The organism is Leptospira licerasiae serovar Varillal str. VAR 010 (genome assembly GCF_000244755.1).
Lineage (GTDB): Bacteria > Spirochaetota > Leptospiria > Leptospirales > Leptospiraceae > Leptospira_B > Leptospira_B licerasiae.
This window is the reverse complement of sequence record NZ_AHOO02000009.1, coordinates 45,558-67,844: the sequence shown is the minus strand read 5'-3', so window position 1 is coordinate 67,844 and position 22,287 is coordinate 45,558. Positions and strand designations below refer to the sequence as shown.

Here is a 22,287-nt window from a genome sequence, read left to right as displayed (position 1 = left end):
GAAAATGGGAAAGGTGTTAAAAAAGGTTCTTCCTGGGCAAACTGAGATTAGATTTAAAGCGGCAAAGCCGGCCAAACTGAACGGACTGCCAGATTTTTTAGTATTTCATAAGGAAGAGGTGAGAACATTTCGCCAAGCCCTAGGAAATCCAGGACTCTTCCGACATATTCTGATTACCGGCCCTGAGATAGAAGCAAACCTTTTGCAATTCGGGCAATACCTAGAAGAGATCGTAAAAGACCAACCTGTAGTAGCGGAACCGAATCCTACCTTATTGTCCCTGGCAGGTTTTCCTTTAGATAGCAAGTATAGACCGGGAAAAATTTCAGAAGCGAACGGTGGACTTTTACTTCTTCCCATCAAACCGTTTGTAGAAGATCCGGATCTTTATTATTTTCTGAAAGGTGTACTTCTGACCGGCAAAATAGATTTTTTATCTCTTCCGGAAGGAGCAGATTCCAAAAATATCAATCGATTCCATCCTAGTATAGATTCCAGATTCAGACTTATTTTAGTGGGAGAAGAAACGGAAGTGGACTCTATCTCTCAAATAGATGCCGACTTTTACGGAAGTTTCGATTTTAAGATCCACATGCCATACGAGATCAGTTTGGAAAAATCCTGGCTTCCCATTTTTTCAGGATTGGTTAAATCTTGGGAGAAACCAGGTTATCCTCCTTTGGACCAGGCCGCACTGGACTCTCTTCTAGAACTTGCGCTTAGATGGAACGATAGTCAGACTAGACTTTCTCTTCACCTTTCGGAACTTCGTTCTTTTGTGAGGGAAGTATTAGCATTTAATAATAAAGGTAAAAAAGCAGTGGGTAGGGCGGAGATAGAAGCAGGCCCGGCTCTCATCCAGAAAAGGACAGCCATCCACAAAAGAAAATATATAGAGAATATCAAAGAAGGCCTTATTGGTGTCCCGCTCAAAGGAAAAAAGACCGGAAGGATCAACGGACTTTCCGTAATTTTATTGCAATCTTCTCTCTTGGATTTCGGTCAAGTGAACCAAGTATCCGCCAGGGTTTCCTTGGGCTCCGGAAATCTGATCAATATAGAAAGAGAAGTCAATCTTTCAGGAAGCCTTCACGACAAGGGTGTCTTTATCCTACAGTCCTATATCAAAGGAATGTTCTCTCATACTCAGTCTTTCGGTTTGGATGCCTCTATTCTTTTCGAACAGAATAGTTCTCCGATCGACGGGGACTCTGCAAGTTGTGCGGAACTTTTGGCACTTCTTTCCGCGCTTTCCGGACTAGAGATCCCTTGTAATATCGCAGTGACAGGAGCTCTTTCCCAGTATGGGGATATCCTACCGGTGGGTTCAGTGAACACTAAGATACAGGCTTGGTACGATGTGATCCGTCTGACTGGTTCTTCTAGAGAAAAATATAAAATTTATATCCCTAAGGACAATATGAGGGATCTGAATCTTCCTCGAGAGATCCGGGAAAGTATGAAAAAGGGGAATTTCCAGATATTCTCCTGTTCCCATGTAGAAGATCTGATCCCGGACATTTTCGGGATCCCGGCAGGTAGGATCTCCAAATCAGGCAAATATCCGAACGGTTCTCTTTTTAGGATCATAGAAGAAAGAATCGATCGAAAACGAGACGGGGAAGAAAGTTAAAATCCTCCGCTTCTTGGCGACCTGCGTGAGTCGTTTTTCGCTATAGAGTCCGATTTTTTCTCAGAAATCCTCTAATCAGTCTCCCCCGAAACGACCGATACTCTGAATAGAGTCATGGAACGTCGGGCAAACATCAATATTGAATCCTCCCTTCTGGTAACCTTGGTTGCGAGTATGGGATTCTTAGTCAGTTTGGGAATTGCCCCAGTCAGAACAGGCGGTTTTTTAACCGATGAACCTGTCTTAATAGAACTCATCCCCGACCAATTTACTTGGGAACCAAGCTCGGAACAGATCCGAGATCTGCCGGATAGAGTAGTAGAAACCGGCCCCAGCCTGGTTTAATTTCTTGCTCCGCTTCCCGGTCTGAAAATCCTATCAAGAAAGACCGGGAGTGTTCGATGTTCGGCAAAAGTTTAGATAATCTAAAACAAATGAACCAAATGCGGGTTCGTATGAAAAAATTGGAGAAGGAACTGGAGGCTTTGAACTTCGAGGGAAAATCCAAGAACGAATTGGTGGTCTGCATTACCGACGGTAAACAAACTGTCCAAGAGATCCGTATCGAAGATTCTTTACTCGCTAAGAACGACAAAAAACTACTTCAAAAAAGTATAAAGCAAGCCGTGAACCAATCTATGGAGGCGGCCCAAAAAGTAGCGGAAGAAAGAATGGGAGAATTCAAATCTCTTCTTTCCGGAATGCCTTGATTACGGACCTTTATATTCGCTAAAAATTTTCTGTTTCGTCCGATTCCGAGAGAGTTTAAAAAACTCATGAGGACAGATCGGGCGAGTGTCGGTTGACTCAGGGAGAACGATCCCTTCTTCTCCTTCGTCGTCATCCTCCACAATTCCTAAAGATACTGAAATATCTCCCGATCTTTTCATTTCCGTATTGATCTGTAGAGAATACAGGTTCCCATCTATATTCTTTTTTAATAATACTAGTCTTTCGATGGAACTTGAATTGGAACGGTCCGCTTTTACGAATTGGATCTGACCTGGATTCAATTCTCCTAATGGAGTGATCTCGGGAATTCTGAGTGGATCGTATAGTTTTCTGAGAACATCTCCATCCGTGCCCGCAGCAGGGAATGGGAATGATTGGATCGTTTTAGTGATATCCTGTAAAAATCCGGAGGCTCCGTTTGTGTCCGTTCCGGATTGGCCAAATTCGGGGGAAAAATCTCCTAAAGACTGCCATAAGAATGCAGGATAAATTTTCATGAAGATCGCAGAACCGTCTGTTCCCACCGCATTTTTGACTTCTTGAGTAGAATTTAGATAACTATCCGCGCTTGTTTTGAATAGATGGAATAATCCGGTCGCATCCGAAGCTCTATAACCTTTTGGGCCTTGGACTCCTGTCCTAAAGAAAGAATTCCTGGAATCAGTGTCGCTACCGGAGATCATATATAAATATTTCATAAAAGAGTAGGCGAATGCATAGTCTACAAGAGAGTTAAATTTAGAACTTCCGAATATACTATTTCCGTTCACACCTCTAGAGCATGAGTTGGAATTCCTACCTCTATAACAATTGATCCTATTGATCTGTGGGGAATAGCCAGCAATATCGGCTGCTACTTCGCTCGTTCCTTCGTTGATCCACGCCTCGTCCCTTCCTCCGCCTTGGCTCATGATCCTGGCCTCATATTGGAATCGTACCAAATGTTGGTATTCGTGGGCGAGAGTGGCTAAGAATGTGTCCGGTTTTCCCAGGGATAGATCCGAGGTGCGGACTGCAACCAATTCCACCCCGTCCATATACACTATATTTGAATAATTAGAACGGACCGCATAACTGGAATTATCCGGAAAATAGTCCACAGGATCGAAAAATCCGGCTACAAAAGAAGAACCTGCAGTGCTTCCGTCATGTATATCGGATACGATTACCGCAACTTTTCCGTCTCCGTCCAGATCGTCGGAAAAACCGAAAGCCTCGCCTAGTCTTGGATAAATTTTGGTATCGAATTCTTGAGCTATATATTGGTAATCTAAAGCGGATTCTAAACCGCTAGTTGCGTAGATGTTTACATGAGATCCTGATGCGACCTTAGAAGTTTGCGCGCAAACAGAACTATTTTTTATAAGATTACGGATCCAGAATGTATTATTCCCGCCACAGGAACTAGATACTTTGGCTAATGAAAGTAGATCGTCTATATTAGGTTCCGTTTTGTCCTGAGTACCAAGTGCATCGTTACTGACCACGCAGTGTGAAAGTAGGAATATCAAACAAACTGAAAATACAAACGTATAGAAAGATCTGCCTATTGGCATACAAAGGGACTTCCAAAAACCGTCTCCGGTCGAAACCTTCATGATCTTTCCTCGCAAAAAGGAAACTAGCTTTACGCCTTGATCCTTTTTGTTAAGGTCAATAATTATTCAGGGTCGAATGGGAGCAAGGATCATTGGCTAAAAAGGTTCCGAAGATTTGGAAATTTTTTTCCAAAAAATTTCAATATATCGTAATTATTTCGTTAGGATATAATTGCGGATTTCGTCCTTCTCCCTTACAAAAAGATCCGATCTCAGGTCCACAGATTCCCGCATTCGATTCCGTTCCGGATAGCGGAGAATATTTTTCCGAAATCAAAAAAATCCCAACCGGGTTTTATATCCGACAGGTTTATTTAAACCATTCCAACAAAAAAGAAATGTTGATCAGTCAACTAACTGTGAGCGAATCCAAAAATTGGGAAGAAACAAGATTTGAAGGAAAACTAAATTTGGACGAGTCCGGAAAATTTTTTAGATTTCGTCCTAGACTTTGTAGGATGTTCACAAGTAAAAATCCCGGAGATCGTTGGACTTTGACTAGAGCATACGAATGCGATCATTTCGAATTTTTAATATGGAAATCCGGTCCGGAGGATATTCGTTTAACTCCCGGTCCGGAAGGAGAAGAAGATGGAATCCTTCTGAAAAGATCCAAATCATCCAATATTTCACAAATTTCCGCGATCATATTAAAAACAGATCCGACTATTACGAGTATTTGGGGGATCCGCCTTTCTAGAGTTAGAAAAGGTGCTAAGGCTATATTAGAAAAACGAGATGGAACAAAGACCGAATTGAATTCTCTAAAAACCGTGGAGACGACAGGCGAGATCAAAACCGAAAAATCCAATCATGCGCAGCCTGGGGATATGATCTTATATACAAATCCGGGAGAAGCTAGACCTCTCGCTTTATGATCAGTCGAGTCCGTTCTCGGAATTTAAGATCTTACGCAAACCAGGCATAATCTTTACATAAGGTTGGATCTTTCTAAAATCCGAAATTTCTTTTGCGGAAACATCGGTGCCGTCCAATTGCAGATGGAATAGGTTGGTTAGCCCGTATAAAGGACTTAGATCCTTTACCTGGGTCCCACCCAAATATAATTCCATTAGTTTTGTACAATTTTCTAAAGGCCTTAGGTCTAGGATCTTAGTGTGCTTTAACTGTAAATGCCTCACGCTGCAACCCGGCCCCAAAAATCCCAGATTAGAAATTTTAGAATCTGTCAGTTCTATCCTAGTTAGCCTATTCCAATACAGATAATTTTTCAGATCTTGGTCCTGTATTTCTGTTTGGTTTAGGATTAAACTATCTAACTTTGCAAAACGATTTAAGGGGGAAAGGTCCCTTACGGAAGATCCGGATAAATGAACGAATCTGAGCTTAGGAAGATTAGGTAGGCCTTCTAATGATTTTATATCTTTGGAATTCAGTTCTAGGATCTCTAATCCGGAGAATGCGGAAAGATCGGTCCAACTAGGAGTATCTTCGAATCCCAGCCATCTGATCTCTTTAGGATACTTACCTAAGATCTCACCTTCTGAATTCCGTACGGAAATAAGATGATTCGATTGGGAGCAGGCGAATAAGAAGTAGAGGATTAAAAAAGTTTTCCTCATAAGATCGAATCTATTTGGATTCAAAAAAGAAGAAAACCAAAATTCGGATTTTGAAATCTAAAATTGATTCTATAACTCTGTTGGAGTTCCTACAACTTTGGATCTGCGGTTGTTGGAATTCCAACGGGAATCGGGTTGACATCTGTCTCCTTTTTGGAGCAAGATAAGATTCGAAGCCGATCCGAATGGAAGAAGATAAAAAATCCGCCTCTCGAAACACCAAACAAAAGGGCGAGATCCTGAGAGTCATCCGTGACGCAAAAGGTCCTCTTTCGGTAAAGGAAATCCACGATATCTCTAAAAAATCCATTCAGAATATCGGGATCGCAACCGTTTATCGTTCTGTGAACCACCTGCTGGAATCCGGCTCTATCCATGAGATCCAATTACCCGGAGAATCCTCCCGTTTCGAGATCAGTCATCTGGACCATCACCATCATTTCCATTGTAAGATTTGTGATCGGGTCTTTGATGTGGAGATCTGCCCTTTCCCTATGGAAAATCTTCCTAAGGGATTTACATTAGATTCTCATGAAATTATTTTATACGGCGTTTGTTCCGAATGTAATAACTCTCCAAAATGAATCAAAAAAGACTAAAACTTAAAATACTCTACCTAAGCATTCTATTTATTGCATTATTCTCCTTTATAGATCGGATCGTATTGGAGAATCTACTTTTCGGATTTCCGAACGAACTAGAGTGGGATACTTCTCCTTGGTTTAACTTCTTGGAAAAAAGAAGAAGGATCAAATTTTCCGAGAACGAGAAAGGCGCGTTGATCGTAGGAAGTAGCGTGGCGCTATATTCTTCTCTTCCGGAAAGAATGAATGAGAAACTTAAAAATACATCCATTCGCACGGAGTTCTATTCGCATCCAGCTTTGACACCTTCCGATTTTTATTTTTATAAGGAAGATATCGCTTCTAAAAAACCTAAACTTGTGTTTTTCGTTTTGAATCCTGCGGATCTACAATTGGATTTTTTGATCACGGAAAAGGAAAACGAAGCAAGACTCGCTCAATATAAACAGAATCTACTCTATCAGGAAAATTCCATCATAGACTTTCAAAATTTGGAATATTCCGAAAAAACTTTGGACGAAGTCTCCGCCACGACCAGGCATCAAAATAGGATGATCTATCCTGCTCAATACTTGAGAGAAAAATACAAAAATATTCTTAGAATCGGTAAATCCGCATTTTTATCCCTTCTTTCTAGATCCTTGTTCTTAGTGGTCCGATACAGGAGTTTTTTGTACGATCCGATGGACGCATGGATCGAAAATCATCTCAGAAGCGGTAGATCCTATCATTATTATACTGGGATAATCCCGGAAGAAGGTATCTATCTAAGAGGATGGGCTAAACCTGAATTCTCGATCGATTGCGAATTAAAGAACGGCATTTTTGAGGAGAGCGTATTTTTTCAAGAGAAGGATACTACTTTAAGAATTTGGGGAGAAGGTAAGGCAATCCTATTCGACAAAACTTTCCCCAAATCCGGTTGGCATACGATCAAATTTAATGTTCCTGAAAAGTCGGATAGAACAAAACTCAGAATTTCTTCCGATAAAAAGATCTCTTCTTTGCAAGTTGATTCCAGGATTTTCGGAACGGAAGAAATTTATGGGATCAGACTTTCTCAAAACTTTTGTAGGAACGAGATCCGAAAACATATCTCTTATATCCGGATCCCAGGTTTGGACGACGCTAGACTTTCTAAAATGGATGATACAACTTATTCCAAAGATTATACGGAAAGGATCTACGGTTATAAAGGAGAAAGTTCTAAAATGTCCAGACTTGTAACCCTCAGAATGGCTAAGATCAAATTGTCATCCTCTCCTAAATTCTTTACTTGGTCCGAATTGGAATATCTGAAAAAAGGAATAGAGTATCTAGAGGAGCAAGGTATCCAAGTGGTCCTAGTCAACTCTCCGGAAAATCCTATCGAAAGGGAAGTATACGAATTTAGTCCTTGGTACAAAGGATATATTTCTTATTTGGAAAACCTGGGAAAAACTAAGTATAAATTCAAAAACGCTATCTCCGATTTTGAAGACAAAAGATCATTTTTAGATCCTCACCATTTGACTTACGAGGCTTCCGAAAGATCCTCGGATTTGTACGCGGAATGGATCTTAGAAACATTAGCGGAAAAATAAATGTCCGGATTCTTATCTAATTTTTTACAAAATGAAAGATTAAAGATCGAATGGGCCGGCGCTTTAGGAAATCCTAAATTAGTTACCGCACTTTTTATCGCCCTGTATTCTTTTTCCTCTTTTTGTGTCTGGAAAAAATACTCCTGGAACCCGAGCTCCCAGATCAACTTCGGAAAAGAATTCGCGGACCAAAATAAAGAACAAACTCCTCCGGGCGCGATCGTATTTTTAGGAGAAGAGGGGAATCTAGGCGCAGGTTACGACGGGCAGATCTTTTATTATTATTCTAGAATGTTGTCCGGCTTTAGTTTGAATTGGCCAAACGGTTTTGAGACCAGTTTTAGGGCACCCAGAATAGGTTATCCTCTTTTGGTTTCTCCGTTCGGTTGGTTCGGAAAATATGGAACGATTTTCGGGATGTACATCCTGAATTTGGGAATATTCTATCTTTCTTATCTTGCGATCCGAGATTTATTGCCGGATCACAAAAAATACCTAAGTGCATTCTATCTGTTCTCTCCGTTTGCTTTGGGAAGTTATATCCTACTTGTTTCAGATACGGTAATGATTAGCCTAAGCGTTTTAGCTTATTGGTTCTTTATTAGAAAAAGATTCATAACCTTCTCCTTGCTAGCCGGTCTTGCAATACTTACTAAAGAGCAGGCACTCTTTTTGTTTTTCCCTTTAGGCCTAACTGCATTATTCCAAAAGGATCTTAAAAAAAGTATCTGGGTGGCTTCTTCTTTAATTCTGCCCTCTGCCTGGAGTATATACCTCAGGGCCCAATTCCCGGAATGGACCCCTGGGAATTTAGGCAATTTTTTTGATCCATTCGGAGGACTTCTAGGATATTTTGGGGAACTCCAACAAGTTATAGTTTCAGGAGATCTAAATCTTATCCTTCTGATCAAAAAATTCTCCAGGTTCCCTTTGGTACTTCTTCTTTTATCCGGGACCTATCTGTTGTTTAGGGGAGATTGGAAGAAGGGACTGGAATTTAGGGTAGGTTTTGGAATTCTTTTATTTACGGTATATGCGGGGGGTTATGTTCTATATTGGGCCACCTACGAAAATGTTTCCAGAATGTTCACATTCAGCCTTCCTTTATTAATTTTTTGGGAAAAAGAAGACGATACACTTCCGAGCGCTACTTACTGGGTTTTGGCCGGCATTATTCTAGTTTCGTTTTTAATAAAATTGGCATTCGTTTCTAAAACTTTACGTCACTTGGTCTGGTGATCCCTGCCGAATTTGTTCCCTCGTTTTTTTACAAACATGTCAGCAAAAATTTTCTTAGACTTGATTCTTCTTATAAAAGAATTAGAATGGTCTTATTGTAGGTCCGCTGTTCAGAAATCCGCACGTGTCATTGTAATCAGATCGGTGAAATCCGAGCTTTGCTTCTCTTGGAAACCCTGCTATCCGCGATTTTACCGTCATTCAAATCAATCCCGCTGTTCTTAAAGAGTGTATGGTCTTATGGAAGGCGAATTGGTCTCCCGTTTGCGAGTCGGAAGCTGCCTAAATTTTTTGTTCGAGGAAAGCATGCAGAATCGCAAACTCTTTGTAGGAAATCTTAATTACTCCGTTCGCCAGCAGGAAATCAGTGACCTGTTCTCCAACTACGGAGAAGTAGCTTACGCGAAAGTAATTGAAGGTAAAGGATTCGGATTCGTGGAAATGGCTAGCGAAGAGCAAGCCGAAAACGCGAAGAATAGTCTAAACGGAACCGAATTCAAAGGTAGAACTTTGAATATCGATATCGCAAAACCTCAGACTTTCAACAAACCAAGAAGACATTAAGATCTTTCTCGGGGGAGGATACTTCCCCGAGTATAAGAAGTAGGTGATTAAACGCCTACTTCTTCCTCTGCGTCCTCGTTTTCTTCCTCTAAATTCAGAAGTTCTTGGAGCTCTTTATAGGCTCTGTCTTTTTCAACCACACCGGTTTTCTTAATCGCTTTTTTGAGAACATCGTCCCATTTTTTCTGGGGAAGGATCACTTGCATTTCTTCCAAAACTTCCAGAATATTGATATCGTCTTTTGTGTTAAAGATCTCAGTGGCGTCGTAACGGAATAACCCGGAAAGCTGATCGATAAAATCGCCGACTCCGTTTCCGCCTCCGCGTTTATCTAGGGCCTCTTGTTTTTTTTGCGCTTTGCGGAGATCTCTTTCTCGTCTCTCCAATTCGGTCCGTTTCATAAGAACCCTCTCTTATCGGCTATACCTACCATACTTTCGAACCCAGCTCACGGGCAAAGAAAAAACCCTAAAGAATTCAGGTATAAACACTCAGATAAGCTGCCGATCTGGCGGAAGTTTGGGTTTGATTCGTAAAAACTCTCTTTCGAAAATTGGGAAAATCTGTAGAACCAGTCTAAACTTTCGTGCCTATAGAATTAGACCGGGACTAAATAGGAATTCTTTCCGAAGGATATTTGTTTTCGGTCTTTTTTGTACGAACGTTTGTAAAAAAGAAAAAAGCTTACTCTTTTAACGAGGTCCCATAGAGGACTTAGGGATCCTATATTCTTTTTGGATCCTTTGATTTGCGGAAGTTAAGCTTTCTTTATCTAAAACGACATCCGTTCCATCATCCAATAAAATCGTAATATACCTGGAGTCGGATAATTTCACTTCGTTAGATATATCTTGGATCGATCGAACAGGTTTGCCGTTTACTTTATCTACCAGCCTTCCGGAAACATCATGATAACCCTGGTTAGACTCATCCGGAATGACTTGGGAAAGTAATACGAATCTACCTTCTTTTTTGTTGCCAGTACTGAATTTATAATAATCGAAAGTGTATAAAAGTTTGCGATCTACTTTAGATCTCCAATCTTTTCCCCATTCCAAAAGGTAACCTTCCGAAAGTTCCACAAACAGGAAACCTCCGTCAAAATAGTATTCCGATTTGGATCCTAGGTTCCTATGGGGGATACGAATAGAAGAATAGGGAAACGGTTTTAGAGTAAGTTGTACTTCTTCTTCTTTGCCGGATCGGATGATCTTGACAGGTATCTGTTTGCCGATCTGGTAACCGAATTCGTCTCCTAAATGAGCTATGTAGGATAGGACTTGTTTACCATATTTAGGATGTTGGAAATATCCTTTGGAGTCAATTTTTTTGCCGCCAAACTCAAGGATCACATCGCCGATCTTTAATATTCCATCCGCTGAACTATCTGGCAGGATCTCAGCTACTAATATCCCTTGGTCTTTTGTTTTAAGGGAATAATAGTCCTTAGTGGCCTTGTCCATAATAGGCCTATAACGAAAACCTTTAAAAGGGATCTCCGTTTTACCGAAATTTCCTAAAAATTTGCCGATCAAAAAAGAAGGAATTGCTCTGCCTGAGTTTTTATCTCCTGAGAAGTCGAACAGTATTCCGCTTACTTTCCCTTTTTCTAATAGAACTTCTCCGTTTCCGTTTAATGTTTCAGTGGAGTTTACATCCAATACCGGGAGTTCTACCATTCCTTGGGGATATTGGTCCAGGTCCATGCTGATCAGTGCGCCGGATGCGGATTGTATAGAACCGGAATTGTCCAATTGGTAGATGGAAACCTGCCTAGGATAATCTATCTCTTTTTGGAATTCAAAAGGGACCAGATCCTTGAAGAAGTCCTCTTCTTCTATTTTTAATAAAGCGAGGTCGGATTCCGAATCTTGTCTTGAAACAGTCGCCTTTGTCTCAGAATAAGAAGAATGTTTTTTGACTTCTATCAATGTGGAGTGGGCGAGTAAATGTGCGGGTAATAGGATCTTTTCGCCTGGGACTACGATCCCTACGCCTCTTCTTACCTTCGGGTTTTTCTTTTTCCAAGGATTGAAATAATCAGGTTCTTGGTAGGAGATCTTTACTTGTACTATACTCTTTTTATATTCTTCTTCCGCTTTTGCTTGGGAGGCTATACCGTTCGAAACCGTTTTAGGAGAAGGTTTCGGTTTTTTGGCGGATACTCCGGAAGTAAAAACACTAATACTGATAATGACGAGAAGGATCTTGGATTTCACTTATTACTCCAAACCGTAGGTGCTTCTGATCTGGGAATCCGCTTTTTGAGCCTCGTCCCTGTCCAAGATCAATGGAAGGTCTATATTCAAAAATTTTAATTTTAGGAATTTGGACTTGGATCCTGAAATAATCCGTTTCAGGTCCGCAAGGCTATTAATGGCTTCTCCATTCACAGATTCCAAAACAAGATTTAGAAAATAGTCGGAGGAAGAATTTACCGGATGTGCGAGTTTTCTGTACAAGACCACATCTGCTTTTTTGGTCCTGCCTATTCCATCTTCTATAAAATAATCGTATCTGTATAAGAACTGGCTACCGCCGGAAGTGTTCCCGCTTCTGCTCCAGGCTCCAAGAAGATCTCTGGACATTTCTTGGAACAATAATCCACCTATCATGGAATAATCAAAAGGAGTATCATACCTGTTTCTCATAAAATCGAAATCAGGCATCCTTTTGGCTTTGAATTCCACATCGATCAATTTGCCGTTACGAAATACTTTGAATCGGATCGGTTCTCCGGAATATTTATCATCCACGGTTTCCGTGAAATCTACCCTGGCATCCTTGTCCAAGGTTATGGTCCCGTTCCTTCCGATTGTAAGACCGTCTATCTCCGTAAGATAATCTCCCTCTTTTAGATATCCGTCTGCGGAACCGTTCGGAAGGATGCGGGTAACGAATACTCCCTCCAAGCCGTCGGGGATACCTTTCGACTTTCTGAGAGAAGTATTAAAAGAATTGAATGTTCCGATCCCGAGCTCTACGTAACCGTCATATCTTCCGTCTTCTATATCCTTAAGAAAATGACGGATTACCTTTGTAGGGATGAGATAGCCAATATTCTCCCCTTTGGTAGCGACTTGGAAAGCGACTCCCACCACCTTATTATTTTGGATGGCCGGTCCTCCCGAGTTCCCAGGGTTGATAGCAGCATCTACTTGCAAAACTAAGTGGCTGTCTACGGAAGAATGTTCGTATTTGGATTGTTCTTTTCTGGAAACGATCCCTCTGGTTACGGAGACCTTATTTCCTCCGATCGGATATCCTACAACGATGAGAGAAGAGTTGAGTTCCGGGATCTCTCCCAAGTTTAGATCGGTGGAATCCTTGTAAAATTCAGGATCTTCAGCTTCTAATACCGCTAGATCGCAGTCGTGTGCCACATGTAGGACCTTAACTCTGTACCATTCCGTTTGGTTGTATCTCTGTACTTGGATGTACTTTGCGTTTGAGATCACATGAGCATTTGTTAATATTCTTTTGTTCCCGATCAAAAATCCTGTTCCGGAACTCGCTCGAACCCCGTCTGTTGCCCAAGGAGTAAAGGCGCTGAATGCTTGGGAATATACTTTGATCTGTACGACTGCTTTTCGCACATGATCGAAATCGCTTCTTTCTTCCGAAAAAAGAGGTAACTGAAGGGAAAATACTAGTACAATCAGACCGGATTTCAGGATCTGCATGAGATTCTTAATGTCCTTCGAATTCACAAATAGAGAATACGTTTACACCTAAGTCTTTGTTTAATTTAGTAGCTCCGCCCAGATCCGGAAGGTCTATGATGACTCCCACTTCGGGAACTTCTGCGCCTAGTTTTTGCAATAGTTGAACCGCTGCGATCATGGTCCCGCCTGTTGCGATCAGATCGTCCATGAGCAGGATCCTATCTCCCGGAAATACGGAATCTTTATGTATTTCGATCACATCTTTTCCATATTCTAGATCGTATTCTTGGGAAACTGTTTCGGAAGGAAGTTTTCCTTTTTTACGGATCGGAATGAATCCGACTCCTAGTTGGAATGCAAGAGGCGCACCAATGATAAAACCTCTGGCTTCGATTCCGGCAACTTTAGTGATTCCTTTGCCTGTGTACCGGTCCACAAAAGTACCTATGGTAAGAGCTAATCCTTCCGGATCTAATAATAGGGAAGTGATGTCTCTGAATAGGATTCCTTTGCGGGGATAATCCGGGATCGTGCGAATTTTACTTTTAACTATGGACATGGGCTCGAAGTCCAATTCCACTTTCGGGAAAGGAACAAACAATTCTTTTTTCAATAGGAATAGAGCGGCCTCAGGAAAAGGAGGCCGCTAATTTAGATTAGTATGCTTTTGCTCTAAGAGCAGCAATTCTTTCTTCTAGAGGAGGGTGGGTTGCAAATAAGGATGCGAGTCCCCCAGCCCTATTGGAAATTTTCAGAGCGGCGATAGTTTCTCCTCTCTGATCGATTGGATCTCTTGTGAAAGCTACTTTCAATCTTTCCAAAGCGGCAATCATGCTAGATCTTCCCGCCAATTTTGCTCCGCCTGCATCGGCGCGGAACTCTCTGGCTCTGGAAACATAGGCAACTACTATGGAACCCAAGAGTCCGAAAACTACCATAAGAAGTTGTCTGATCATGAACTCCATAAAGAATCCGCCGCTAGATCCTCTGTCATCGTTACGATTCAATTGAGAAACGATCACTTTACTTACGATCCAAGAAAAGAAGATCACGAATGAGTTGATCACTCCCTGTACCAATGTCATGGTTACCATATCTCCATTGGCTACGTGGGAAAGCTCGTGTCCTAAAACTCCATCCAACTCTTCGCTATCCATTCCGTTCAAAAGTCCGGTAGATACGGCGACTAATGCGCTATTTCTGCTAGGACCTGTTGCGAATGCGTTGATCTCAGGAGATTCGTAGTATCCGACTTCCGGCATAGGAAGTCCTGCAGCGGAAGCCAATCTTTGCACTCTAGTTAAAAGATCTCTTTGCCATCCGGAAGCGTTTCTAGGATCGACTATCTGGACTCCCATAGAGGCCTTTACCATAAACTTGGAAAGCAGCAATGAAATGAATGCGCCTCCCATACCCCAGATTGCAGCGAATAGAAGGGTAGTAGCGTAAGGTACTCCGGATTTAGCTAAATATACATCTAGCCCGGTAAGTCTGAGTATCAATCCGATCGTGAAGATTACCGCGATATTAGTAAGTGCGAATAATCCAAATCTGCGAAAAAGCGCCATAGGCGAACAGTTCTCCTTTTTAGAAGTTTTTTAGGCCTCGGTAACTCCGTGCCCGCCGGTCTTCTAAATTCCGGTACTAATTAGACCGCTCTTGGTTCCTTCTTTAAGAAAGAAGCGAGAAGAAAAAGTCCTGCAAGAAACAAATATGCCCATACGAATGGACCCAAATTTAGCTGAAAAGAGTTCAAAATTGCGTTTCCGGCCAAGGAATAAGAATGTATAAACCCTGTCCCAGCAAGAAATGCACCGATCAAACTAGCAATGATCGCCTTTTTAAAATCTCTATCGATCACAAATGTTGCGATCGCGGCCCAAACCATAGAAGAAAGTAAAAATCCCTGAGATAGACTCAAAAGTCCGCCTAAAGAATACGGGAAAATAGGCTGATCTAACGGCACGGAAGAAAGCCAGATGTTTTGGGTTTTAGAAGCAGCCTCGGTTCCTTCTATCGCTTTTGAAAGAATGGGAGCCGCATAATTGAATGCGCTTTGGATCATCAAAACTCCCCAACCGGCAAGAGCGGGAAGAAGTCCAAGTACGACCGCAGGTGCGTGTCTAGTAGGTGTAGCTTCGAATGCTTGTGCACCGATCACGATACCGATCCAAAGTACGATTGCCATGCCGGCTTCCACAGGGATGAGAGCGCATACAAAACTGACCAAACCGAAGAACGCGATCAAAGTCATAAAGATACCGTTCAAGCTGGAATAACCGGATCTAGCTCCGAGAGATTTCCAACCTGGATGCCCGATATAAATTGTGGTCGGGAAAGGGGATCCAAACAAAGAGCCTACGATTGTTCCTACACCGTTCATCATAAGAGAATTTCTGGTGTTATATTTATCTCCCGCAGCTTCCGCTGATTCTATGTTCTGCAAGGAACCGATTACGTTAAATATTCCCATCGGTAAGATCACTGACAGATATTCTCTGATCCCGATCTGGCTCCAGGCTTCGAATAGATCTCCGCCGCTCCAAACCGGGAAATTAAATCCAAAGTCGATCGAGGAGTGTAACGCAGCTCCATCCATCATTTGTTTTCCGGTGATATGGGGAAGATACCATGCGAGCAATGTCCCTACGATGACTGAGATGAGCCCACCTGGGATCTTAAATGGAAAAACCACTCTTCCGAAATATTGCAAAAGAATAATTCCGAACGGAACGAAAGCGACAAGAGGATTTAAGAATGTACGGACCAAAAAGTCCATGGAGATGAATGTAAGAGCAATCCCGGCTAACGCAGAAAGAAGCGCTGCTCTTGGAGTTGCCTTACGGATCTTCTCCGCAACGAATGCTCCGAAAAATTCGATCAAACCGGATACAAAACTTGCAAGAAGTCCGATAGACCAAGCTGCTTTATAACTATTCGTTTTTTGATACACCGGGAACATTACGAAAAAGACGAATGCGAATAAGGAAACGGTATTGATCCCATAAGGTAATGCGGTGACATCACTTCTGTTTTCGGCAAGTGCAAGTTGTCTTGCTTGCCAAGCATAGAAAAGATTTCCGACCAAAAGAGAGATCGCAGCTCCTGGGATCACTACTCTAAATACGAAATCCTGAGGCATTCCGCAAAAGCCAATACACAAAGCTACCAAAACCAAAATTTGGATCAGGTTATCGATCATCAGGCCGAAGAATCCATCCAGGTCCCCGGCAACAAACCATTTGTATTTGCTCATTTCTTTGTCTTACTCCCGAAGTCTACTTGGATTACATTATCTTTTCGTTTTGAAGATCCGGATCCTAGATCGGAAACTTCTTCCTTGGTATCCGCTGAAGAAGTTTCCTCTTTTTTAGGAGGGATGTCCGGTTTACCTAAATAAATTCTCATTTGAGTGACTGTTTGCTGGGACTTGTCGAAATATCTGAAAATTCCGTCCCAGGGTAAGAAGACTTCTTCCCAGGTATAGCCGAACTGTAGTTCTGCGTAGACCCATTCTTCTTCTATTCTGATGTCTCTTGCGGCGCGGGGCCCAATGACTAGGATGATACCTGACTCTGGCTCATCTCCTACGAGTCCTCTTTTTCCGATCTTTAGATCGGGGTGAGGCATGACGTGCACGTAGAAGGTGCCGAACCTTTCCCAGTAAACTGAGAAGAGTTGTTTTTTGAATTCTCGAAGTGCCTGTATGTCTTCTAAATTCGGACTATCCATCGTTTTTCAACTTACGCGAGGTCTCCTCGCTGATATATTCTTTGTGCATTTTGTATTCAGGCACGAGCGCCTTAAAAGAAGAGAAAATCTCTTCTTCTCGATCCGATTTTGCCGCTTCTAATAACGCGTTAAATCTAGCCTGGAAGCTGCTAGGATCTCCTTCCTCTAAGGGGGCTGCAATCCTGATTTTAGGATGGTGCGTTTTTTTGATCCCTTCTAGATCTAACAGCAGTTCTTCGAAAAGTTTTTCTCCGGGTCTTAAACCTGTGAATACGATTGGAATATCAGTGTAAGGCCTGAAACCGGAAAGTCGGATCATATCTTCCGCAAGATTTAAGATCCGGATCGGTTCTCCCATATCTAAGAGAAAAATTTCTTCCTTCTCTCCCATAGCAGCCGCTTGCAAAACCAATTGTGTCGCCTCTGGGATTGTCATAAAATAGCGGATAATATCCGGATGGGTAACGGTTACAGGACCACCATTGCTGATCTGCTCTCTGAATCTAGGAATGACCGAACCGCTGGAACCTAACACATTACCGAATCTTACAGTGATAAACTTTGTTTTGGTGCCTTGAGAGATCGCCTGCAGATACAACTCTGCAACTCTCTTAGAAGCTCCCATAATGTTTACAGGATTGACTGCCTTATCTGTGGAAATTAAAACAAAACGTTCTGTTCCGTAATGTCTAGAAATATCAGCTAAGTTCTTAGTCCCGAGTACATTATTTAAGACCGCTTCGGATGGATTGATCTCCATCATAGGTACGTGTTTGTAAGCAGCAGAATGGAATACTACTTGCGGACGATCCGTTTCAAAAACTGAGCTTATCCTCAACGGATTTTTAATATCTGCGATCACCGCTCTGAATTGGATCCCGCTGTCTTTGAAAACTTTCCTGAGTTCGTAATCTATCTCATAAAGAGGAGTTTCTGCAGAATCAAGTAGGATCATTTTTGCAGGATTAAATACCGCGACCTGCCTGCATAATTCACTACCGATAGAACCGCCGGCTCCGGTGATGAGCACAGTTTTACCTGCAATATAAGAACGAATGGATTCTATTTCTAAGTCTACAACCGGACGACCAAGTACGTCTTCTACCCGGATTTCTCTTAATTGTTGTACTTTGGGCGGATCAAAAAATAAAGAACCTAAGGAGGGAAGGATCTTAAAATCCACATTCTCCGATTCAAAACTTTTGATGAGTTTGCCGATCTGCTTTCCGTCCGGATTGCTAAACGCAATCAATACTTTTTTGATCTCTAAAGAGCGGATCAGCGATTCTGCCTGGTCAATTTTTCCGAGGACCGGCACACCCTGGATATGAGCGCCTAGTTTGGATTCGTCATCGTCCAGAAGGCCTAAAGGAAGAAGGTTCAGATCATTATGCCTTCGCAACTCTGTGAGAAGAGTTGCACCCGTTTTTCCGGCGCCTAGAATGAGTGTTGGAATTCCATCCCCTTGTTTTTTGCGTAGAATGTACTGGTCTCTCACTAATCTCCAGGATAGACTACGTATGCACAAAAATCCCAAAAGAAGAAGTGTATCTATCACAGGGATCATTCTGGAAAGATGTTCGAATCCGTTATAGAATAGTAGTGCGGTATTCGAGATCAGCGACGAAAGAATAGTGGTTTTAATAATTTCCACCAGATCGTGTATGGAAGCGTAGGCCCAAATCGATCTGTAAATATTCGAAAATAGAAATACAAAAGAACGACAAGCTACTACGATGAGTAGAGGAATAAAAAAGTCGTTAGGCTCCTGCAGAAATGCAGTGGATTCGAAACGGATCAGGTGGGCTAAAAAATAGGAGAGGATCATGAAGCTTAAATCCAAAGGGAAAAGAAGGCTTCGACGATTCCATTGACCCATTAAGTAAAAAAAATGTCGCAGGTGAGGAAAAGTCCAATCTTTTTGAGTTTTTTAGGTTGCTTAAAAACCCGATCTGATTCGAAACTTTAAAGGGCTTTTATTCTAGTGAAAGAATTGATCGTCAATTTACAAGGCAAACTGGATTCGATACTCGGGAACACTTTCCGAGAAAAAACGGATCCTTTACTTCGAAGCGAGCCCCACAGAATTCTACTGGATGCCAGAGACCTCCAAGTCTGGGAAGAGAGCGGTTTGCTTTCTCTCAAAAATTCTTCTCTCACTCATTTGAATTCCAAATATGCAGCCTGCGGATTGTCGGAAAGTCTGATGGGAGATTGGAATCGCCTGGGGCTCCGAGAAAAAATCCCATATTTCAAAACCAGAGAAGAAGCGAAATATTATCTAGTCTCCGGGCAAAATGCAGATCCGAGCTTCGAACCTAACGAAAGTACTACGACTTGTCCGGCTTGTCTTCAGATATTGAGAGTGCAGGGGAAAGGAAACTATCGATGTCCGTCTTGTTCCCATACCTTCTACCTGACCGCAGACTATAGAACAGCAAGTTACGAAAAATTATTCTAACCCATTCCGAAATAAATTTCCAAATTTTATAGGCTTGCCAGAAAAAATTCCGACTGGCGCTGTTACTATTATATGGGTACACAGACTTCGCACAATCAGAGTTTCGGGCAAAAAATCTTAGATCTTACTCTAGTTCTTCCGAGACTATTTTATTCAGGAATTCGAGCAAAACTCGCCTGGTTTACCGGAAGTCTGATCGTTCTCACTATTTTAATCCTTTCCTTCATTTATGTAAGGCAACAAACCGAGATCCTTACCGACAGTTACGACAGAGAAGCCGCGATTTCTAGAAAATATATCTCTTCTCTCGTTCTAGAATTGGACAATATCTCCCAAAGTTTGATCCGGATCGAGGAATTTCGGGACCGGGTAAGTAAGCAGACAGAAGCATTAAAAAAATATAAAACGACTAAGACGGTAGTTCAGGAAAAGAAAGTTTCCTTTTTCGGGATCAAGACCAGCTTGTTCGGAGCCTTGGGAAAGAATACGGTCCGAAAAACTTTGGATACGTATTATTCCGCTTATCTTTCCAAAGATGATATACAGGTTCTAGAAAAAAACATCCGAACCCAGCTCCAACACGGTGGTGATGGGGTAGTTAGCGACAAAGAATTTGCGCGCCTCCAGGCAATGGCTAAAAAATTCGTATTTGCGGATAGAGAAGCGAACCAAATCAGAAAACGTCTAGGCGAATTAAAAGAAAATCAGGAAAAACCGGACCAAACCGAGATTTCCGCAGCAGAAGAAGAACTTCGCAAAAAATCTCTTTTAGCTAGAAAACTCAGATCCGATCTGGATGAGAGTATAGTCGCTATTCTTGCGGATTCCAAAAAGAGAAAGATCAAAGAATTAGGATTAGATACAGGCAGATTCAGGATCCAAACATTTCCTGTTTCAGGGATCATTCCGGGAGAAGCTTCCGAGCCGACATTAGATACTAAAATTTTCGATTCCGAATCTTCTCTCAACCAGGCTCCTATGGAGGAGAACTTGGAAGAAGGTTTAAAATCCGCACTCAGTTCCCTTTTAGAAGGAGCAGGAGTTTTAGGAGAGATCCGTCCTACTTCTTTCCAACAAAACGGTTTAGAATTACAGGCTTTGTATTCTCCCCATTTTAGAAATCCTGCATCTACCGAAAGAGCTAAACTTTTGGAATCTAGGAGAAACACTCTAGGTCCTTGGACCAATTATTTAAGAGAAGAACAGGAAATCTTATCGGAACTTTCTAAAATCACTCCTATTTTAGAAGCAAGGTTGAAAGCTCTAAAAGAGAAAAAGCCTCCCGTTCCTCCTTTTAAGGACAAAGATTTTAAAACCCAATATACACAATACGCCGCTCTTGTTCGTAAGAGAAATTTATTATACGCTACATATTTAAGGAACAATCCTCCTAAAGAAGAGGAAGAACTAGAAGTAGAATCTTTCGGTTCTATCAGGGATTCCGCATTGGAAGATCAAATCTTACTTAGGTTCAGACCGGACGGTTCAGACTACGGTAGATCGGTGCAATCGGAAGAAGGAAAGGAAATTTTCCAAAAGCGTTGGAATGCAATCAGAGAATGGATCTATTCAGGGGAAAGTGAAACCCCTACTGCAAAATTAAAGGCTCTCTTTCCGGATGGGATTATCGGGAACAGTAGAACGGAAGCAGAACAGATCCTTTGGAAATTAGATGCGACACCTTTAATTTCAGAAACGTCGGATGATCTTCCTACAGTTGTATTAGCTTCTAATTTTTCCGGAGTGATCCGAACCGTAGTGGATAGAACGGAAGGTTTGGAATCCATTCGCCGCAACAGGGACAGAGCGGTACTTTCCGCATTGGGTATCTGCGGATTTTCCATTTTCTTAGCTGTGTTCATCTCGGGCTTTGTGGTCCAAAAGATCAAACGTCTCATTCGAAATGCGGAACAAGTAGGAAAGGGAAATCTGAACGTAGAATTCGAGCAAGGTGGAAGCGACGAATTCGGGAATCTTTCCGTCGCTCTCAACCAAATGGTGACAGGGCTTCGAGAAAGGGAAAAGATCAAAGGTATCCTAGGAAGTATGATCGACCCTGTCGTGATCGGCGAGGCTATGAAGGATCTTGCAGCTCTCAAAAGAGGTACCGAAAAAAGAGTAACTGCATTTTTCTCAGATGTAGCAGGGTTTTCTAATATTAGTGAAAAGTTAAGTTCCGTAGAATTGTCCGAACTTCTGAACGAGTATCTTTCCGCAATGACTCTGATCTTAAAAGAACACGATGGAGTTTTGGATAAGTACATCGGGGATGCAATCGTGGGAATTTTTAACGCGCCTGTAGATGTGGAAGGTCATTGTTTGAAAGCGACTCGTGCCTCCATCAAAATGTTGGAGAAACTAGAAGAGTTACGATCCGGTTGGAAGAAGGGTCAAAAATATATTCCGGATGCAAGGGACATGCAGATCCGGATCGGTCTGAATACCGGACTTGCAAAAGTCGGATTTATGGGGACCGACGCACTCGCGTCATATACTATGATGGGGGACACGGTAAATCTTGCGGCTCGTTTGGAAGCTGCGGGTAAAGATTATGGAGTTTCCATTTTAGTTTCGGATTCGGTCCATTCCGAGATTAAGGATTCTATTTTTACAAGAAAATTGGATTTAGTCCGAGTGAAAGGTAAGAATGAGCCTGTAATCTTATATGAGGCTATCTCAGAATTGAAAGGTGTCGCTTCCGCCAAAAAAGAGATCGTCGGTCTATATGAAGAAGGTTTAGCGTTGTATTTGGACCGCAAATGGGACGCCGCCGTTAAAAAATTCAAAGAATCCGAGAAAGCGAAAGGTAAGGAAGATAAGGCGGTGCATTTACTTGTAGAAAGATGCAATGAATATAAAAAAACACCGCCTCCGACATCTTGGGACGGAGTATATACCAGAGATCATAAGTAG

The 22,287-nt window shown here is 42.0% G+C and carries 20 protein-coding genes; 10 read left to right on the top strand and 10 right to left on the bottom strand.

Going from position 1 to position 22,287, the window contains the following annotated elements; all coding sequences use genetic code 11:
• Nucleotides 1–13: 13 nt before the first annotated feature.
• From LEP1GSC185_RS11305 to LEP1GSC185_RS11295, 3 genes are all read left to right on the top strand, one after another.
• Complete coding sequence (locus LEP1GSC185_RS11305; protein ID WP_008589062.1) at nucleotides 14–1,633, top strand: S16 family serine protease; 1,620 nt, start codon at nucleotides 14–16, stop codon at nucleotides 1,631–1,633.
• A 114-nt stretch (nucleotides 1,634–1,747) separates the two neighbouring features.
• Complete coding sequence (locus LEP1GSC185_RS11300) at nucleotides 1,748–1,978, top strand: hypothetical protein (RefSeq protein WP_010514471.1); 231 nt, start codon at nucleotides 1,748–1,750, stop codon at nucleotides 1,976–1,978.
• Nucleotides 1,979–2,034: 56 nt separating this feature from the next.
• Nucleotides 2,035–2,343 carry a YbaB/EbfC family nucleoid-associated protein gene (locus LEP1GSC185_RS11295; protein ID WP_008588946.1) on the top strand — a complete coding sequence of 103 codons (309 nt, stop codon included), beginning with the start codon at nucleotides 2,035–2,037 and terminating at the stop codon, nucleotides 2,341–2,343.
• Here the strand turns inward: LEP1GSC185_RS11295 and LEP1GSC185_RS11290 are convergent, their stop codons facing one another.
• Nucleotides 2,344–3,963 (bottom strand): hypothetical protein, encoded by a 1,620-nt coding sequence (locus LEP1GSC185_RS11290; RefSeq protein WP_008588756.1) that lies wholly within the window; start codon nucleotides 3,961–3,963, stop codon nucleotides 2,344–2,346. It abuts the gene before it with no gap.
• A 92-nt stretch (nucleotides 3,964–4,055) separates the two neighbouring features.
• On the opposite strand from LEP1GSC185_RS11290, the gene LEP1GSC185_RS11285 reads away from it, so the two are divergent.
• On the top strand, nucleotides 4,056–4,841 hold the full coding sequence (locus LEP1GSC185_RS11285; RefSeq protein WP_008589120.1) for a hypothetical protein: 786 nt from the start codon (nucleotides 4,056–4,058) through the stop codon (nucleotides 4,839–4,841).
• Here LEP1GSC185_RS11285 and LEP1GSC185_RS11280 read toward each other — a convergent pair whose 3' ends face one another.
• Complete coding sequence (locus LEP1GSC185_RS11280; RefSeq protein ID WP_008589241.1) at nucleotides 4,842–5,546, bottom strand: leucine-rich repeat domain-containing protein; 705 nt, start codon at nucleotides 5,544–5,546, stop codon at nucleotides 4,842–4,844.
• Nucleotides 5,547–5,731: 185 nt separating this feature from the next.
• Between LEP1GSC185_RS11280 and LEP1GSC185_RS11275 the strand changes: the two genes are divergently transcribed.
• The 4 genes from LEP1GSC185_RS11275 (at nucleotide 5,732) to LEP1GSC185_RS11260 (ending at nucleotide 9,516) form a co-directional block, all read left to right on the top strand.
• Complete coding sequence (locus LEP1GSC185_RS11275) at nucleotides 5,732–6,130, top strand: Fur family transcriptional regulator (protein WP_008588778.1); 399 nt, start codon at nucleotides 5,732–5,734, stop codon at nucleotides 6,128–6,130.
• Complete coding sequence (locus LEP1GSC185_RS11270) at nucleotides 6,127–7,713, top strand: hypothetical protein (RefSeq protein ID WP_008589278.1); 1,587 nt, start codon at nucleotides 6,127–6,129, stop codon at nucleotides 7,711–7,713. Before LEP1GSC185_RS11275 ends, LEP1GSC185_RS11270 begins: the two co-directional genes overlap by 4 nt.
• Entirely contained in the window at nucleotides 7,714–8,952 is a 1,239-nt protein-coding gene (locus LEP1GSC185_RS11265) for an AZOBR_p60025 family cell surface glycopolymer formation protein (RefSeq protein ID WP_008589157.1), read from the top strand.
• 306 nt (nucleotides 8,953–9,258) lie between these two features.
• Nucleotides 9,259–9,516, top strand: coding sequence for an RNA recognition motif domain-containing protein (locus LEP1GSC185_RS11260; RefSeq protein ID WP_008589002.1), 258 nt, complete (start codon nucleotides 9,259–9,261; stop codon nucleotides 9,514–9,516).
• A gap of 47 nt (nucleotides 9,517–9,563) precedes the next feature.
• On the opposite strand, the gene LEP1GSC185_RS11255 is transcribed toward LEP1GSC185_RS11260, so the two are convergent.
• The 8 genes from LEP1GSC185_RS11255 to LEP1GSC185_RS11220 all read right to left on the bottom strand — a co-directional run bounded on the left by LEP1GSC185_RS11255 (nucleotide 9,564) and on the right by LEP1GSC185_RS11220 (nucleotide 18,792).
• Nucleotides 9,564–9,917 (bottom strand): LB_289 family protein, encoded by a 354-nt coding sequence (locus LEP1GSC185_RS11255; RefSeq protein ID WP_008588902.1) that lies wholly within the window; start codon nucleotides 9,915–9,917, stop codon nucleotides 9,564–9,566.
• Nucleotides 9,918–10,208: 291 nt separating this feature from the next.
• A complete protein-coding gene (locus LEP1GSC185_RS11250) occupies nucleotides 10,209–11,735 on the bottom strand; it encodes a S1C family serine protease (protein WP_008588716.1) in 1,527 nt (508 codons plus the stop codon).
• A 3-nt stretch (nucleotides 11,736–11,738) separates the two neighbouring features.
• Nucleotides 11,739–13,199 carry a S1C family serine protease gene (locus tag LEP1GSC185_RS11245; protein WP_008589276.1) on the bottom strand — a complete coding sequence of 487 codons (1,461 nt, stop codon included), beginning with the start codon at nucleotides 13,197–13,199 and terminating at the stop codon, nucleotides 11,739–11,741.
• Nucleotides 13,200–13,206: 7 nt separating this feature from the next.
• The gene (locus LEP1GSC185_RS11240; protein ID WP_010514444.1) at nucleotides 13,207–13,740 is read right to left on the bottom strand and encodes an adenine phosphoribosyltransferase; all 534 of its coding nucleotides are present in this window, start codon (nucleotides 13,738–13,740) and stop codon (nucleotides 13,207–13,209) included.
• A 97-nt stretch (nucleotides 13,741–13,837) separates the two neighbouring features.
• Nucleotides 13,838–14,749: a protease HtpX gene (gene htpX / locus LEP1GSC185_RS11235; protein ID WP_008588985.1), complete on the bottom strand. Its 912-nt coding sequence runs from the start codon at nucleotides 14,747–14,749 to the stop codon at nucleotides 13,838–13,840.
• An 80-nt stretch (nucleotides 14,750–14,829) separates the two neighbouring features.
• Nucleotides 14,830–16,437, bottom strand: coding sequence for a permease (locus LEP1GSC185_RS11230; RefSeq protein ID WP_008588906.1), 1,608 nt, complete (start codon nucleotides 16,435–16,437; stop codon nucleotides 14,830–14,832).
• Nucleotides 16,434–16,913, bottom strand: coding sequence for a ClpXP protease specificity-enhancing factor SspB (locus tag LEP1GSC185_RS11225; protein ID WP_008589083.1), 480 nt, complete (start codon nucleotides 16,911–16,913; stop codon nucleotides 16,434–16,436). Before LEP1GSC185_RS11225 ends, LEP1GSC185_RS11230 begins: the two co-directional genes overlap by 4 nt.
• On the bottom strand, nucleotides 16,906–18,792 hold the full coding sequence (locus LEP1GSC185_RS11220) for a polysaccharide biosynthesis protein (protein ID WP_008596802.1): 1,887 nt from the start codon (nucleotides 18,790–18,792) through the stop codon (nucleotides 16,906–16,908). Before LEP1GSC185_RS11220 ends, LEP1GSC185_RS11225 begins: the two co-directional genes overlap by 8 nt.
• Before the next feature lie 105 nt (nucleotides 18,793–18,897).
• Here LEP1GSC185_RS11220 and LEP1GSC185_RS11215 point away from each other — a divergent pair, with 105 nt between their 5' ends.
• Together LEP1GSC185_RS11215 and LEP1GSC185_RS11210 are read left to right on the top strand one after the other, a co-directional pair.
• The gene (locus tag LEP1GSC185_RS11215; RefSeq protein WP_008588927.1) at nucleotides 18,898–19,374 is read left to right on the top strand and encodes an STAS domain-containing protein; all 477 of its coding nucleotides are present in this window, start codon (nucleotides 18,898–18,900) and stop codon (nucleotides 19,372–19,374) included.
• A 72-nt stretch (nucleotides 19,375–19,446) separates the two neighbouring features.
• A complete protein-coding gene (locus LEP1GSC185_RS11210; protein WP_008589194.1) occupies nucleotides 19,447–22,287 on the top strand; it encodes an adenylate/guanylate cyclase domain-containing protein in 2,841 nt (946 codons plus the stop codon).